Source organism: Nocardia arthritidis (genome assembly GCF_011801145.1).
Taxonomy (GTDB): Bacteria; Actinomycetota; Actinomycetes; order Mycobacteriales; family Mycobacteriaceae; genus Nocardia; species Nocardia arthritidis_A.
The window spans coordinates 5,130,779-5,146,961 of sequence record NZ_CP046172.1; the positions used below are offsets into that span (position 1 = coordinate 5,130,779).

The following is a 16,183-nucleotide window of genomic DNA, read 5'->3' on the forward strand; positions in this document are numbered from 1 at the left end:
ATTGAACCTAGTTTGCCTAGGAGGTATCCCGGCCCGGTTCTCGGCTCGGTGGAGTGAACAAGTTACGGAACCGATCCAGATAATCCGGCGGGAACTCGAACACCTTCTGGAGCGGGTACCGGCCCTCGTGCGCGCGCGGGCCGTAGAAGTACCAGCAGATCTGTGCGACGTGCTCGGTGAACACCACCGGATGGACCGCCGCGGAATACATTCCCAGATGGCAGAACGCCGCCATGAACTCACCGCGCGGCCCGAATCCGCTGCGGGACAACACATGTCCGAAGATGTCGTGCACGGCCCTGAACAGGTCGTTGTGCCGGAACTCGACACCGTCGACCACGACACCGGACGGTTCGAGCATCGGATGGTCACCCGCTGCGGGGCCGGGCCCGTGCGCCGTAGTCGTCAAATAGACGTACAGCACGGAATCGGCGCGCACCGACTGCCGCAACTGCGCCGAGCCACCGTACGGCTGTCCCGTGCCGAGCCACGGCCGCACGGCGATACCCGAGTCGACGATCATTCGGTACTGCCGCAAATTCTCCCGTTTGAACCGCGCATAACGCTCGGCCAGGCGTGCGTCCCAAGACAAGGGCGGCGCATGCTCGAAATACATGGCGACCCGGCGGCAGAACTGTTCGTCCCAAGACAGCCGGTAGGTGGCGAGCGCCGCGATACCGGGCCCGCTGCCAGGCAGATATCTGTCGATATAGGCCTGTGCGCGATTGCCCAGATCAACGCCCACGAATATCTCCCTCGCCGAACAGGCCACGCATGAGCTGCGGTTTGGCCGCCTCCTGGAAATCCATATCCGGATCGAGCCGCCGGATCGCGCCCTCGATCACCAGCAGCGAAAGCAGCGGAAATACCAGCTCGGGCGCCGCGTGAATGCCGAAGCGGCGCATCAGATCGAACATCTCCATGGCAAACGCGATCAGGCTGAACTCCTGGGCGGACTGACCGTGGCTGCGCATCACCAGATCGGCCATCCTTACAGTGAATCCGTCGAGGTCGGCGTCCTCGGCCAGCCGGGTGGCGCTCTGTATCACGATTTCGGCCGCGTGCGTACCGCGCCCGATCGCCATATTCATGAAGAATTCGGCGAACAATCGGCGCAGCCGGTCGGTGAGCTGCACGCTGAATCCGGCGTCCAACACCACGGCCTGGGCGCTGCGCGTGAAATACAGATTGCCCGGATGCATATCGCAGTGCACGAACCCGTCGACGAACAGCATCTGATACATCGCGGCCATACCGGAGGCGGCCAGACGCTTTCGCGTGGCGGGCGAACAACGCTCGGCGGTATCCACCGCGAGATCCGGAATGAATTCCATGACGATGCAGCGCGGACGGCACGCCTCGGGATAGACCTTGGGCACCCAGACGCGAGGCACCTCGGACAAATTCTTGCGGAGGCGGCGCAGATTGTCGGCCTCCCGTTCGAAATCGAGTTGGCCGAGCACGGCGCCGGCCATATTCGCGACGACCTCCTCCACCGGAACGCCGCGAAATACCGGCAGCCGCGCGACCAAGGCCGCGCCACCCCGGATCAGCGCCAGATCCGCCGACATGGTCCGCTCGATACCCGGCCTGCGCAGTTTGACCGCGACATCCTGCCCCGAACGCAGCCGCCCCCGATACACCGACGCCACGCTGCCCGAGGCGACCGGTTGCGGATCGAGCTCGGCGAAAACGTCGTCGACCTCGGACCCGTACGCCTCGGCCAGCGCGATCGCCGTCTGCTCCGCATCCAGCGGCGCCACCGAATCCTGCAGCAGCGACAGTTCGTCACAGAGTGTGGACGGCAGCAGGTCGCGCCGGGTGCCGAGCACCTGCCCCGCCTTGACGAAGGTCGGTCCGAGCAGCATCAACAGCGCGACCAGCCGGCGCCGGATATGCCGACCGCCCGCCGCGCGACCATGGCGCATCCGCTGAATCAGCCCACCCGGCAGCGCGGTAACCAGCACCGCGACCACGGTGCCGATGATGCGCGCGGCGCGCACCGTGAGCGCGAATCGGGTTCGCATCTCATCACCCCACTCTCTGTTGCCGATCGAAACGCCGACGCGCCTGTGCGAGGTCGCGGTGCAAGTCCCGCGCCAGCCACGGCGGGCAGAACGCGGCATCGATCCCGGATGCGACGATGTCGAACAGGCCGGTCGGCGGAATATCGAATTCCTCGTGGCAGAGCCGATATTCGCGGTTCAGCGAGGTGGCGAACAGCGCGGGATCGTCGCTGCCGAGCGTGATCGGGACACCGGCGGCGAGCAGTGCGGGCAGCGGATGCTCGCCGATGCCCGGCACCGCGCCGGTGCACACATTCGACGACGGGCAGACCTCGAGGGTGATCCCTCGATCCGCCAGATGGTCGAGCAGGGCGCGGTCGCCGACCGCGCGAATCCCGTGCCCGATCCGCTCCGCCCCGAGATCGCAAGCGGCCGACCAGATTTCGCCGGCATCGGAGGTTTCCCCGGCATGCGGAACGGCATGCAGCCCGTTCGCCCTCGCCTTGTCGAACGCGGCGCGGAACAGCCGCCGGGGCGCGCCCGCCTCCGGGCCGCCGAGCCCGAAACCCACCGTGCCATCCGGCTGCTGCCGCAGTATCCAGTCCAGGGTGGCGAACGCTCCGGCGGCGCCGTCGTCGGCGGCCACGTCGAATATCCAGTTCAGGTGAATGCCGTGACGTTCGGCGACGAGGCGGCGGCCCGCCGAAAGCGCCTGCGCGAGTTCGTCATCCGGAATACCCACGCGCAGGTGCGACAGCGGGGTGACCGTCACCTCCGCGTACCGGACGCTATCGGCCGCCAGCTGATCGCCGAGTCCGCACACCAGCGCCACGATCGCCGATCCGCTGGTCACCAATCTGTTTAGCGCGGTATACACCTCGAGGAAATGCGCGAAATCGGTGAACCGGAAGTATCGGCGCAGTTTGTCCGGATCGGCGGGCACCCCCGCCTCCGGCCGGCATGCGGCCAGCCCGGCGACGGCATCCACCGCGGCCGAGCCGAGCAGGTGCACATGCAGTTCCACCTTCGGCAGGGATGCGAGCAGCGCCGACGACGCATCGTCACCGAGCGGCCCTCGTCCGTCAGGGGAATCGGTAAAAACCATCCGGATCCCCCTGAGTGGCAACGGCGTACGAGATCTGGGGTGCGACGAGCCGGTCCAGCTCCGCAATCCTCCGCAACATCAACAATAGCTTTTTAAAGCTAGATTCGCGAGAGAGCGCGCATCTACCCCTCCGAACTCGCCACTTGGGCGGTTCATCGCCGTTGACGGCCTCCCGCAACGTAGAATACGTATGTAATCTGTAGCTAGTTGCACGTCCATGGAAGCCCGCTGATCGGCTGGCCATGGACGGAGGTCACCGGCTCGAACGGCCGAGCCGCATCGTGGAAGAGGTTCCCGTGAACGGCGCTGTCGATTCCCTCTCGTATCCGGCGGCCACGATGACCGCCGAACCGCCGTCGAGCCTGCGCACCGCGTCGTGGGCCGAAATCCGCCGGTTGTTCGCACTGGATCCGGCGGCCATCCATCTCAACACCGGCACCGTCGGCGTCATGCCCTATGCCGTACTCGACACCGTCGACCGGGTGACCAGGCAGTGGGCCGGCGGCATCGGTGACGTGTATCCGCCGGGGATGTATCCGAACCACCGAGCCACCATTGCCCACGCCTACGGTGTCGACCAGGACGAAATGGTGATCACCCACAATGCGACCGAAGGCGTCGCGCGGGTCATCCACGGTCTGGATCTACACGCGGGCGACGAGGTCGTCACCACCACGCACGAGTGCTACTCGGTGCTGTCCAACTTCAACCTGCTGCGCAACCGTTTCGGCATCACGCTGCGCACGATCACCCTGCCGACCGGTTACGACGCGCGCGCCGAGGAGATCATCGATCTGTTCGCGGCGGCGATCACCCCGCGCACGAAAGTCCTTGCCTTCGCCGGGATCACGCTGTTCACCGGCACCAGACTCCCGATGCGCGCGCTGTGCGAACTCGCCCACCGGCACGGGCTGATCACGGTGATCGACGGCGCACTGCTGCCCGGCATGCTCGATCTGGATATGCGCGCGATCGGCGCCGACTTCATCTCCTGCTCCGGCTCCAAATTCCAGTGCGGTCCGCTCGGCACCGGACTTCTCTACGTGCGCAACAAGATTCATCCGGAACACAATCCACTGCCGCTGCCGACGTTCTGGCCGATCATCTCCACCTGGTACCCGATGAAGGGCAGCCCGCCGCCGCGCACCAGAACCGGCGTCGAGAGCGACAATATCGGCGATTACCTGCAGAGCGCGGGCAGCGCGAGCATCGCGCGCGGCGCCGCACTCGCCGCCGCCTGCGATATGTGGGACGAGATCGGCCGCGACCGGATCGAACGCCGGATCATGGCCCTCGCCGAATACGCCCGCGACCGCATCGCCGAACGGTTCGGGCGGGAGGCGATGTACTCCCCCGGCGCCGACCCCCGGCTGCGGTCACCGCTCATCGCTTTCCATCCGTTCCGCCGCCGCGAAGATGCGTGGAACGTCAAGAAGATTCACGAATTCACCATGCGACTACAGCGCGAGCATCGGCTCTTCACCAGGTGGACCGAATTCGACGTCGCCGGGTCGCCGCATCAGTACTACGCCTCGCGTATCACCACCCATATCTTCAACGACCAGGACGATATCGATAAGGCCGTCGGCATCATGGCCCGGCTCGCCGAGGAGATGTCGTGACGGAGCAGAACACGCTGCGTCTGTACGGCCCCGGCGCACTCGACCAACTGGATCCGGTGTGTTCGCACGTGGGCCCGATCGATCGGATCACCCGGCTGTTCGCCCGGCAGCTGTTCACCTACCACGCGCAGCACGACCTACGGAACTGGCAGGCCGTCGTGCCGACGCCCGATCTGGCGACCGAGATCCCGTCGATCTACAACGCCGGAATGGGCGCGAGCTATACGAGTTACGTGGTGCACCTGCGGCCAGATGTCCACTGGGACAGCACCCCCGCGCGTCCCGTCACCACCCACGACGTGGTGCGCGGCTTCAAGCGGCTCGGCAACCCGCTGCACCGGTCCACCCTGCTGACCTATTTCACCGACACCATCAGGGGGATGGCCGAGTTCTGCCGCGGCTACGCCGCCGCGTTCACCACCGCCGAACCGACCGCGCGCGCCCTGTCCGAATACCAGAACTCCCATGACATTCCGGGTCTGCTGGTACTCGACGACCGAACTCTGGTATTCGAACTGCGCAGGCCCGCACTGGATTTCATCGATATGCTGGCGCTGTCCTGCGCCTCGCCCGCGCCGGTCGAATACGACGACTTCCTGCCGGGAAGCCTCGAACTGTGCCGCAACATCCGGTCCACCGGGCCGTATCGTCCGGTTGCCTTCGAGCCAGGGCGGGAACTGCGCCTGGGCCGGAATCCGGTGTGGCGCCGGGAGACCGACCCGGTCCGGGTGCAGTATCTCGATGCCGTGGAGGTCGTCGCGGAACCGGTCACGGCCGGTGTCGTGGCGGACCGAATCCGAACGGGCAGTGCGGATCTGGCATGGGGTGTCCGGATCGACGATCCCGCAACACCTTTGGACCACGATCTCGGATTCGCGCTCGATCCCTACCTGGTCTTCAACATGCGAGGAGCCGATGCGCTGCGCGAAGTGGCCGTGCGCCAGGCGATCTCGTATGCGATAGACAAGTCGGCCATCGCCAGGGCGGTCACCGGCGACGGCTCCGCGATCCGCATCGCGGGCTCGGCCATCCCGCCGCGCAACGACGGCCATCAGGATCTCGATCCCTATGCGACACAGGGCAATCGCGGCGATCCGGCCAGGTGCGCGGCAATGCTCACCACCGCGGGCTATCCGGACGGCTTGACCCTCACCGAGATCCACCCGGCAACCGAGCGCGCCCGAGCGATCGCGCGGTGCTACACCGCGAGCCTGGCCGCGGCCGCGATCACGGTCCGGTCCGTCGAACTGCCCGAATCGGCCCACCTCGAACTGCTGAAAGATCCAGCGCGGAGCACGGATTGGGATATCGCGCTCGCCTCGTGGACCCCGACCTGGCCGCAGCACAACGGCCGGGTCTTCGTGCAGCCGCTGTTCGGTTCCGGCGCGAGCGCCAACTACGGCGGCTACCACAACCCCGAAGTGGACGCGTTGATCGAACAGGCACTGGCCGCCGAGCAATACGAATCGGCCGCCGCGGCCTGGCGCAAGGCGGAGCGGGTCGCGCTCGCCGACGCGCCCATCGTGCCGATCCTGTTCGGGGTCCCCTCCACGCGGGAATTGGCCGCCCACCGAATCAGCTACGCCGCCGTACTCCCCACCCTCGGCCACACGATCGACCTGGCCACCCTGTGGCTCGCCCCGTACTGACCAGAGAAAGGGAGGCCGAGATGACCCTCAGCGATGTCGTACCGAGCGTCAAAACCCTTCCCGCACCGGCCGATTACCTGTGCGGACTCACCTGGGACGGTTCGCGGTTGTGGCACTCCGATCAGAACGCGCGGCGGATCTTCGCCATCGATCCGGCCAACGGCGCGGTGACCCGAACGCTGAGCTGCGCGCGCGTGCGTGCGGATCTCACCTGGGACGGCAGTCGACTGCTCCAGGTCGGCGGGCATCCGAAACGACTGTTGGTCATCGACCCCGAAACCGGCGAGGTCGATGGCGAGCTGCCGGTGCGTCCGCCGAGCGGGCGGCTCACCGGCGTCGAATTCGGGCCGGACGGGCTGTGGATGTGCCTGCGCGGACCGACCGTGGTGCAGCTGCGCGACTACGAAACGATGGAGATCGAACGCGAATATCCGACCGGCGGCGCCTCCCCGTCCGGCCTCACCTGTGCCGACGGCATGGTCGTCCACGGCGATTTCGACGATGCGACGTTGCGCGTGATAGACGCGAAAACCGGTGCGCCCGTTGGGGCTTTCCGCGTCCCCGGCCGCCCGACCGGACTCACCTGGGACGGCAGCCACCTCTGGTATTGCGACTTCCCCGCGCGCCGCCTGCGCGCCGTCGAGCTGGACGCCGCACTCGGCAGGCACTGAACACGTGCAACCCTAGGGTTGCACTTTATGCGCGAAGCGCGCATCCTGATCGCACAGTGTCAGGTAGTTCAGAAAGGAGAAATCCGGTGAGCGCAGCCGACAAGATCGAGCACGAGGTGGATATCGACGCATCCGTCGCGCGGGTGTGGGAGCTGGTGACCGACCCCGGCTGGTGGGTCGGCGACGGCGACCGATCCGGTCAGAACCGTTGGCGTGAAGGCGATTTCGAGATTATCGAGGACCCCAAGTACGGACGTTTCCCGGTCCGGGTCGAGGCGATGGAGCCGCCGCACTACATCTCCTACCGCTGGGCGTCCTCCTTCCCCGGCGCGCTGCCGGGCGAAGGCAATTCGACGCTGGTGGAGTTCCGGCTGGCCGAGCGCGACGGCGGCACCCGGCTGCGGGTGACCGAGAGCGGTTTCGCCGCCCTCAACATGTCCGACGAGGACCGCACCAAGGCGTTCGACGGCAATGTCGACGGCTGGAATATGCAGCTCGGCGTGCTCAAAGCCAGCGCCGAGTAGTTCGGCGTGACCACCGACCAGTCCGCCATCGGCGCAGTACTCGTCGCGCTCGCCGATCCGACCCGGCGCCTGCTGCTCGACAACCTGGCCGAGGCGGGAATGGCCAGCGCGACCACACTCGCCGGCCGCCTGCCGGTTTCGCGGCAGGCGGTGGTCAAACATCTGACCGTATTGGAGGGTGCGGGCCTGGTCACCGGTAAGCGAGCGGGGCGTGAGGTGCTTTACCGGGTCAGCCCGGACCCACTGAACGAATCCGCTCGCTGGCTGGCCGAACTGGCCGGCCGCTGGGAACGCCGCCTGGCCGCGATCAAACGTGCGGCCGAGGAGGGATCCGCGGAAGAGCCCCGAAGGAGTCGCCCCGTCGGTTAAACTCACTACAAATTTATATCCTGATTTCTGGGAGGCTCGAGATGACCGACGAAGTCGCCGAATACTATGACAACGTCGGTGAGCTCGAGCGGCTCGTCGGCGGCAATCTGCACCTCGGGTACTGGGACGACGACCGCGACCAGACGCCCTTTCTCGTCGCCATGACCAGGCTGACCTGGATGATCGCCGAGCGGATCGGGCTGGATCCGGGACAGCGTCTCCTCGATGTCGGCTGCGGCGTCGCCGAACCGGCGATCGGCCTCACCCGCCGCCTCGATATCTCGGTCACCGGCGTCACGGTCAGCGACTGGGAGGTCGCGGCGGCGGCGGCGAATGTCGCCGCCGCGGGTTTGTCCGACCGGATTTCGATCGTCAAAGCCGACGCCGCCGCACTACCGTTCCCGGACGGTGAATTCGATGCCGCGATCGCCTTCGATTCGCTGCCCAATGCGGCCGATAAGCGGAAATGGTGTGGCGAGATATTCCGGGTGCTCCGACCGGGTAGCCGATTCGCCTATTCGGAATATCCGCTGATCGCGCCGGTAAGCCCGGAGCAGGCGGAGATTCTGCGCGCGAATACCGTCACCGACCCGCCGACCAGCATGGAAGCGGCTGCGGCACCGGCGATCTCGGCCGGATTCACGGTGTTGGAGGAGCTCGACTGCACCGATCAGGTGCGCAGGTTCTATGACGAATTCCTGAAAAGACTCGCGGACCAGCGCGACGATCTGATCGCCGCCTATGGGCTGGAGCGCATCGACGCCTTCACATCCGGTATGACGACCATGTTCGAACTCTGCCGCGAAAAGATCGGCTACTACCTCATCGTGTGCCGAAAGTCCTAGGATCGGGCTGCGACCGCGGTGCGCACGTCTTCCTCGATGAGGTCGGCGATCATGGCGACCGCGGTCTCCGCGCCCATCGCCGCCGCGCCGAGCAGCTGCTTGGCCGGATCGGCGACATTGCCCGCCACCCAGACACCCGGCGCCTCGGTGCGCCCCGTGGGGTCGGCGGCGATGTAGTCACCGATTCCGCTCGGGTGCGCGGAGGGCGTGAGCCCGGCCGAAGCGAGCAGGTCGCCGTGCGCGGTGAAGCGCGGACCGATGACCAGCGCTTCCAGTTCGATCACCGCACCATCGCGCAACCGCACACCGGTCAGGCGATCGTCGGTGACCTGCACGGACATCACCTCACCCGCGATGATCTCGATATCGCGGGCGGCCAGCTCCGCCGTCTCGGCCTCGGTCAACGCGGGCCCGGTGTGCTGGAGGAACCGCAGTTTCGCCGACCACTGCCGGAACAACATGGCCTGATGCAGCGCCATCGGGGTGGTGGACAGCACGCCGATGACCTGATCGCGGATCTCCCAGCCGTGGCAGAACGGACAGTGCAGCACGTCACGGCCCCACCGTTCGGCGAGTCCGGGCAGGTCGGGCAGTTCGTCGGTGAGTCCGGTCGCGACGAGTGCGCGGCGACCGCGAATCGTGCGACCACCGGCCAGCTCGACGCGCACGATCCCGTCCGGCACCGTCACGGCCGTCGCCACACCGCTGATGAATTCGACGCCGTACTCCCGCACTTCGGCACGACCGGCCGCCAGGAACTCCCCCGGCGCCATGCCATCCCGGGTGAGGAAGCCGTGCATATGCGCGGCGGGCGCGTTTCGCGGCTCTCCGCTGTCCACGACCGCTACCGAATACCGCGCCCTGGCCAGCATCAGGGCACCGCCCAATCCCGCCGCGCCGCCACCGACGACAACCACGTCGTAGTCGTATTCGGTGTCCTGAATCGTCACAGCGGCCTCCCCACAATGATCACCTGGTTATATGAGACAGTAGCATTCTGCTCGGGGAATGCATCGCGTTGTGCGGCAGAAGGTTTCGCGATATGTGGGACGACGGCCGACCGGTGGCCGTCATTCGTCGGTCAACCACAGATTGGTCAGATCCCCGTTGAGCACCGGATACGGAAGCCAATTCCGCACCCTTTCAGCATGGAACCAGTATTGGTGCGCGAAGAGGATCGGAACTACCGCGCCATCCGCCAGCACCTCGGCCTCCACCGCTCGGAACAGCGTCGCCGCCCGCGTCTCTTCCGAGGTCAGCGCCGCCTCCAGCAGATCGTTCACCTTCGCGCTGTGATAATGACCGAAATTCGAACCCCAGTCGCCGTTTTCGCGCACACCCCTGCTGTCGAACAGCGCTTGCAGATACGTTCTGGCGTTGTTGCCGTACCAGTCCGGCTCCCAGCCGGTCAGCGCGATATCCCAGCGGTGCTGCCCGGCCGGGGAGAAATACTCCGAGAACAGCTCGTTGATCGACACGCCCACCAGCTCGACCCGGATGCCCGATCGGGCCAGCGCGGTCTTGACCACCGCCGCGGTCTCCGGGTGGATATCGCGGTCGCGGAAGAGCAGCCGCAGCGTGAGTCCGTCCGGATAACCCGCCCGTGCCAATAGCTTCCGGGCCTTGTCCGGATCGCCACGACCGCCCGCGGTGCCGTAGGGACGGAACTCCCGGTGCGCCGTGCACAGCGGGGGCAGAATCTGGTCGGCGATATCGTTCAGGCGCGGACCACCCCACACCCGCGACACCGCGGCCTTGTCCACCGCGTAGTGCAGGGCGATCCGGACGTCCCGGTCCGCCACGGCCGGACTCGCGAAATTGACGACGATATAGGGGCTCAACAGTCCGGCGGGATACACCTCCAGCCGCGAATCGCCGGTTTCGAGCAGCGTCGGCAGCTCTTCGGTGAGCGGCTGGATATCCCACAGCATGTCAGCCTCGCCGGCGGCGACAAGATCGTGCGCTCGTCGCTCGGAAAGGCCTTGCCGGACCACGATCCGGTCGACATGGGCCGAGCGCAGCTCGTCCGATGCCGGATTCCATGCCGAATTCCGTTCCAGCACAATCGAATCACCGGGAACGTGACGCACCACCCGATAGGGTCCGTTCGAGGCGAGCACGCCGTCGAACTCCCTGCTGCCCGGCACGAAGGGCAGGTACTCCGGCGGCGCCGGAGTGGCGAACGGCAGTGCCAGCATATTGAGGAAATCGGCGGCCGGATATCGGGTGGTAAAGAGAATTTCCGAATCCCCTTGTGCGCGAACACCACTCACCTCGGACCGGTCGAGCAGCTCGGCGATGTCCGCCGGTGGCGCGGCCGCGAGCCGGTCGCGGAATTCGCTCATACCCTCGATCGTGTCGAGGTAGTAGGCCAGCCCTGGACTGCTCGCGAGCGGATGGGCGAGGCGCTTGATACCCCGGACCACATCGTCCGCCGTCAGCGCGCGCACGCCCGACGACGTCCACCAGCGCAGACCCTCGCGCAGGGTGAACCGATATTCGGTGCCGCCCGCGCCGATCCGGCCGTTGGCCGCCGTCGGAACTTCGGTCGCGAGGTCGGCGACGAGTTTGCCCGCCTCCTCCCGATTCCGGCTCGCGACATATCCGACGAGTTGCCGGGTGTAGGCGCGAACGATGCCGCGGGTCGCCGTGTGATACGCCAGCGCGGGATCGAGATGGTCGACGTCGCCGCCCCCGACCATGGTGAACGTGCCGCCGCGGCGCGGCCTCCGGCGATCGGCCGAACTCGCCGGCTCACGCATCATCTTCCGCACCGCCGCCCTCCCCGCTTTCCGGGACAAATACTACTTACATTACATATAGTGACATAGAGCAACGAGAAAATGGAGGTCGGAGCAATGAGCGGTGATCGACCCCGGTACGGCGGCATCCTGCGACTGTTCGGTCCGGGCAGTATGGATCACGTCGATCCGGCGAGTTCCTATTACATGCTCTCCGGCCAGATCATCCGGCTGTACACGCGGCAGCTGTTCACCTATCGTCCGGTGGCCCGCCTGCACGACTGGACGCAGGTGACGCCGGTACCCGATATCGCGCTGGAGATTCCCACCGTCGCCAACGGCGGGCTCAGCCGCGACCAGCTGACGTACACCATCCGGCTACGCCGGGATGTCAACTGGGACACCACCCCGGAGCGGCCGGTGACGGCGGCGGATTTCCTGCGCGGCTTCAAGAGGATGTGCAATCCGGTGTTGCGGGCCGGGGCGATCCACTACTACACCAGCACCATCAAGGGCATGGCCGAATACTGCGACGACTACGCCGCCGCGGTATCGCACGATCCGAGCGCCGCCGAACTCGCGCGCTTCCAGAATTCCCGCGACATACCCGGCATCACCGCGGTGGACGAACACACCCTGGTCTTCGAATTGACCAGGCCCGCCCTCGATTTCATTCATATCCTGTCGATGATGTTCGCCTCCCCCGCACCGGCCGAATACGACGAATTCATCCCGGACAGCCCCGAATTCCGGCGCAACGTCCGTTCGCTCGGACCGTACCGGCTCAGCCACTACGTCCACGGCAAGGAATTGCGCATGACGCGCAATCCGTCGTGGCGACAGGAGACCGATCCGGTCCGGCACCAATACATCGACGGTGTCGAGATCACCATGGAGATGGCGACACCCGAGCAGGTCGGTGCCATGATCAGCTCCGGGGCGGCAGATCTTTCCTGGGCGTCACCGGTCACCGAACCCTACGATGTCAGCCCGGCGGACCCGGGCAACAACCTCGGCTACGCGCTGAACCCGTACCTCGTATTCAATACGGTCAGCCCCAACGCCGCCGGCGCCATGGGTAAACGCGAAGTGCGCCAGGCGATCTCGTACGCGGTCGACAAGAGGGCGATGGTCGCCATCTTCGACGAATTGAGTGTCGGCACGGTGATGTGGCCCGCCCGTTCGGCGATCCCGCCCGGAAATTACGGATACGAGGATTTCGACCTGTACGCGACACCGGACGATCGAGGCAATCCCGAATTGGCTCGAACGCTCCTCGCCGAGGCGGGCTACCCGGACGGTCTGACCTTGACGATGGCGCACCGGGATGTCGACGCGAATCCCGAAGTCGCCCAGTCACTTGCGATCGACCTCGCAAAGATCGGCATCACGCTGCGGCTCATCGCGATGGGCCACGCCCACTACTATCCGTTCCTGCGCGATCCGGCCAATGCCCGCGCGGGCGCCTGGGATATTTCGGCGCCCGCCTGGACGCCGGATTGGTTCGGCAACAATGGCCGCGCCTTCCTGCAACCGATGTTCCAGACCAATGAGGTGCGCGGCACCGGCAATTACGGTTGCTACAGCAATCCGGCCGTGGACCGGATGATCGACGAGGCCCTTTCCGCCACCGATCCCGCACGCGCGCACGCGGTATGGCACGCGGTGGATCAACAGGTGATGCGGGACGCGGCCATCGTGCCGATCCTGGTGCACGCGCCGACCATCCCGCACCTGCGCGGCGCCCGGGTGCGCAACGCCATCGCGATGCCGACCATCGATCGCTGGTTCGATCTGTCCAATCTCTGGCTCGACCCGGCCGAATGAGTTACGAGCCGATCGTCCGCGACTATCTCCTGCTCGGCCTGCGCCTCGGCAAACTCGTCGACGGGTTCGTGGACAGCTGGTTCGGCGATACCCGGCTGACGCGTCAGGTGGACGGGGAGCCCGCCGCCGATCCGCGCGAACTGGCCACGCACGCGGCCGGATTGCGCGCCGAACTACCCGATTCGGGGCTGGCGGCCGCGCGACAGCGCTTCCTGTCCGCGCAGCTCACGGCCCTGGAATGCACCGCGGCACGGCTGGCGGGCGGGAAAACGCCCTTCCTGCAAGAGGTTCGTCGCTACTTCCAGGTCGAGATCACCCTCGGCGATCCGGAAGAGTATGCGGCCGTTCATGATTCGATCGCCGATCTGCTACCGGGCAGCGGTGGGCTCGCGGCGCGGCTCGACGCGTACTACGCGCGCAACACGATTCCCCCGACCCGCATGCGGCGCGCGGTCCAGGCGGTCTCCGACGAGTTGCGCCTGCTCGCCCGCCCGATGTTCGGCCTACCCGCCGAGGAACGCGTCGATTACGAAGTGGTGCACGGGAAACCGTGGAATGCGTTCAACCGGTACCTCGGCGATTTCCACTCGAAGGTCGCGCTGAACGACGATGCGGGCCGCGCCATCGGCGCCCTGCCGACCCTCGTGACCCACGAGGCCTATCCCGGCCATCACACCGACCACTGCGTCAAGGAGGCCGGTCTGGTACGCGAGCGCGGACACGCCGAACAGCTCATCTCGCTGGTGAATACGCCGCAGTGCCTGATCTCCGAGGGCGCCGCCGAACTCGCGCTCACCGCCGTACTGGGCCGGGGCTGGGGCGACTGGACGGCGAAAATTCTTGCGGCCGAAGGGATCTACCACGAGGGTGAACTGACCGAGCGGATCATGGCCCTGATCAGGCGGCTGCTGCCCGCGCGTCAGGACGCGCTCATCATGCTGCACGACCGCGGGGCGGATGTCGACGAGGTCACCGATTATCTCGAGCACTGGCTGCTGCTCCCCCGCGACCGAGCCGAGCACATGGTGAGTTTCCTGACCGATCCGCTGTGGCGCGCGTACGCGGTCACCTATATCGAGGGTGCGCGGCTGGTGGGCGCGTGGCTGGCCGCCGGGCCGGACGATCAGCCCGTCGCCGAACGCTATCTGTCGCTGTTGCGGGAACCGCTGTTGCCGCTCGATCTCGCAAACGAGCTGAACGCCCTCAACTGCTGACGCCGGGCACCGCGATCGCCCGCAGTTGCAGCGTGGTGTGATCGCAGTACCAGATCCGGCTCCCGTCCCAGGTGAGCCCGGTCGGATTGCCCGCGACATCGTAGGAGGCGACCTCGCGCCTGCTCGCCAGGTCGACCAGGTTGATCATGCCGCCGCGATAGTCGGCATAGACCAGATAATTATCGGAAACGGTGACACCCGCGGGCGCGACCCGCACCGGGATCGCGTCGACCAGGCGCAATCCGTCGGTGGTGCGCAGATCGATCGACCGGCGATCCGCATAGCCGAGCCACACCCCGTGCTTGGTCGCCTCCAGACCCGAAAGTACCGCGCCCGGACGGGGATTCGGCAATTCGGTGACCGTGTCACCGGTCGCCGGATCGATCACCCGCAGCGCGTGGTCCTCGCCCGCGACCTGCACCAGCTGCCCGCCGAGGGTGGTCAGATCCGATCTGATCCGCTCGCAGGGGATCTGGTGTTGTACGGCGCCACTGGCCGGATCGATCGCGATGATCTGGTTCAGCACGCCCTCGGAGAACCACAGGAGATCGCCCGACCAGGTGAGGCCGCACAATTTCAGCGCGTGCACCGGAATATCGCGGACGGTCCCGACGGAGTACGGCATCACGCCCTCGATTCCCTTGTCGCCACCGCACAGTCGAGCCGCCATTCGGTGACCACCCTGGATCTGGCGGCGCCGGACGGCCGGTGCACGGCGATCCGCACATCGTCACCGGCGCGCACCGGGGTGTGCCGCAGCGGCCAAATCCACACCGCCCAATTGCATCCCGGATAAGAGGGGTAATTCGACAGCGAGATATCGTCGGTGAGGTCGGCGGTGAAATAGCCCATGATCGCGTGCAGATTTCCGGGTCGGGTGATGGCCAGCGACAGCCGGTCCACCATCGGCGTCGGTGCGCTCAGCAGCCGCGGCAGGCGTTGGAAGAAGTGCAGCTGCGCGCGCGGTTCGGCGAAATCCTGTACGGCGTCGAGCCGGTAGCCGTGAAAATCGCCGCCCCAGATGCCCCACCCTTCGTCGTCGAATTCGATGGCGGCCAGCGTTGTGGTCAACCGGTGCGGAATCACCTGCCCGCCCGGTCGCAGATTCTTGCGGGCCACGCTCTCGAGCACCCGCATCATATTTTCTTCCGGGCCGAGGTTGCCCATCATCTCCGAGACGATGACATCGGCCTGCCGAGGCAGGCGAACCGCCCGCGCGTCGCCCTGGATCAGGGTTATCTGTTCCTTCAGCTCGTTGTCGGCGATGACGCGCTCGGCCAGCGCCGCCATCTCCGGATCGGCCTCGATCGAATACACGTGTGCGGCACCGTGTTTCAGCGCGAGCAGGGATAGCGCCAAGGTGCCCGCGCCGACGTCGGCGACGATCGAGCCCGGCCGGACGGATTGGGCCAGTGCCCGATCGTAGGCGGCTATGCGCGGTCGGTCGGCGAGCATCACCTGATGCATGAGAAGTACCAGCTGATCCATCGACGCCCTCCCGGGTGTTGGATGCGCGACGTCCGCGGCTCCGGATCGGGCTGACGCGCACGCCGTATCGCTATGGATATTTCAAGGAAACTCAATCGGGTGGCCCGCGTCAAGCGCGGACC

Annotated in this window: 15 protein-coding genes; 8 read left to right on the forward strand and 7 right to left on the reverse strand. The window is 66.3% G+C overall.

The features are described 5' to 3' along the window. Nucleotides 1-16: 16 nt before the first annotated feature. From F5544_RS23130 to F5544_RS23140, 3 genes are read right to left on the reverse strand one after another with little or no spacing between them, the layout of a single operon-like run. On the reverse strand, nt 17-745 hold the full coding sequence (locus tag F5544_RS23130) for a crotonobetainyl-CoA--carnitine CoA-transferase (protein WP_238846593.1): 729 nt from the start codon (nt 743-745) through the stop codon (nt 17-19). Beyond that, nucleotides 735-2,027, reverse strand: a complete 1,293-nt coding sequence (locus tag F5544_RS23135; RefSeq protein ID WP_167475136.1) for an ABC1 kinase family protein — start codon at nt 2,025-2,027, stop codon at nt 735-737. Before F5544_RS23135 ends, F5544_RS23130 begins: the two co-directional genes overlap by 11 nt. Nucleotides 2,028-2,031: 4 nt before the next feature. Beyond that, nucleotides 2,032-3,111, reverse strand: a complete 1,080-nt coding sequence (locus tag F5544_RS23140) for an adenosine deaminase family protein (RefSeq protein WP_167475137.1) — start codon at nt 3,109-3,111, stop codon at nt 2,032-2,034. A gap of 296 nt (nt 3,112-3,407) precedes the next feature. Here F5544_RS23140 and F5544_RS23145 point away from each other — a divergent pair, with 296 nt between their 5' ends. The 6 genes from F5544_RS23145 (at nt 3,408) to F5544_RS23170 (ending at nt 8,791) form a co-directional block, all read left to right on the forward strand. Beyond that, the gene (locus F5544_RS23145) at nt 3,408-4,733 is read left to right on the forward strand and encodes an aminotransferase class V-fold PLP-dependent enzyme (RefSeq protein ID WP_203217324.1); all 1,326 of its coding nucleotides are present in this window, start codon (nt 3,408-3,410) and stop codon (nt 4,731-4,733) included. Then, nucleotides 4,730-6,382 (forward strand): ABC transporter substrate-binding protein, encoded by a 1,653-nt coding sequence (locus F5544_RS23150; protein ID WP_167475139.1) that lies wholly within the window; start codon nt 4,730-4,732, stop codon nt 6,380-6,382. Before F5544_RS23145 ends, F5544_RS23150 begins: the two co-directional genes overlap by 4 nt. A 20-nt stretch (nt 6,383-6,402) precedes the next feature. Beyond that, nucleotides 6,403-7,053: a hypothetical protein gene (locus F5544_RS23155; RefSeq protein ID WP_167475140.1), complete on the forward strand. Its 651-nt coding sequence runs from the start codon at nt 6,403-6,405 to the stop codon at nt 7,051-7,053. A gap of 86 nt (nt 7,054-7,139) precedes the next feature. Beyond that, nucleotides 7,140-7,577, forward strand: coding sequence for an SRPBCC domain-containing protein (locus F5544_RS23160; protein ID WP_167475141.1), 438 nt, complete (start codon nt 7,140-7,142; stop codon nt 7,575-7,577). A gap of 6 nt (nt 7,578-7,583) precedes the next feature. Then, nucleotides 7,584-7,946: an ArsR/SmtB family transcription factor gene (locus tag F5544_RS23165; protein ID WP_167475142.1), complete on the forward strand. Its 363-nt coding sequence runs from the start codon at nt 7,584-7,586 to the stop codon at nt 7,944-7,946. A gap of 41 nt (nt 7,947-7,987) precedes the next feature. Continuing rightward, nucleotides 7,988-8,791, forward strand: a complete 804-nt coding sequence (locus tag F5544_RS23170) for a class I SAM-dependent methyltransferase (protein WP_167475143.1) — start codon at nt 7,988-7,990, stop codon at nt 8,789-8,791. On the opposite strand, the gene F5544_RS23175 is transcribed toward F5544_RS23170, so the two are convergent. Together F5544_RS23175 and F5544_RS23180 are read right to left on the reverse strand one after the other, a co-directional pair. Beyond that, entirely contained in the window at nt 8,788-9,741 is a 954-nt protein-coding gene (locus F5544_RS23175) for an NAD(P)/FAD-dependent oxidoreductase (protein ID WP_167475144.1), read from the reverse strand. The two genes, F5544_RS23170 and F5544_RS23175, sit on opposite strands and share 4 nt — an antisense overlap. Nucleotides 9,742-9,861: 120 nt before the next feature. Next, nucleotides 9,862-11,556: an ABC transporter substrate-binding protein gene (locus F5544_RS23180; protein ID WP_238846594.1), complete on the reverse strand. Its 1,695-nt coding sequence runs from the start codon at nt 11,554-11,556 to the stop codon at nt 9,862-9,864. 93 nt (nt 11,557-11,649) lie between these two features. On the opposite strand from F5544_RS23180, the gene F5544_RS23185 reads away from it, so the two are divergent. Together F5544_RS23185 and F5544_RS23190 are read left to right on the forward strand one after the other, a co-directional pair. After that, complete coding sequence (locus F5544_RS23185) at nt 11,650-13,359, forward strand: ABC transporter substrate-binding protein (RefSeq protein WP_167475145.1); 1,710 nt, start codon at nt 11,650-11,652, stop codon at nt 13,357-13,359. Continuing rightward, entirely contained in the window at nt 13,356-14,573 is a 1,218-nt protein-coding gene (locus F5544_RS23190) for a DUF885 domain-containing protein (RefSeq protein WP_167475146.1), read from the forward strand. The genes F5544_RS23185 and F5544_RS23190 overlap by 4 nt, the downstream gene beginning before the upstream one ends. Here F5544_RS23190 and F5544_RS23195 read toward each other — a convergent pair. Further along, on the reverse strand, nt 14,563-15,243 hold the full coding sequence (locus tag F5544_RS23195; protein WP_238846595.1) for a hypothetical protein: 681 nt from the start codon (nt 15,241-15,243) through the stop codon (nt 14,563-14,565). The genes F5544_RS23190 and F5544_RS23195 overlap by 11 nt on opposite strands. Then, complete coding sequence (locus F5544_RS23200) at nt 15,198-16,061, reverse strand: methyltransferase domain-containing protein (protein WP_167475147.1); 864 nt, start codon at nt 16,059-16,061, stop codon at nt 15,198-15,200. Before F5544_RS23200 ends, F5544_RS23195 begins: the two co-directional genes overlap by 46 nt. Nucleotides 16,062-16,183: the final 122 nt, after the last annotated feature.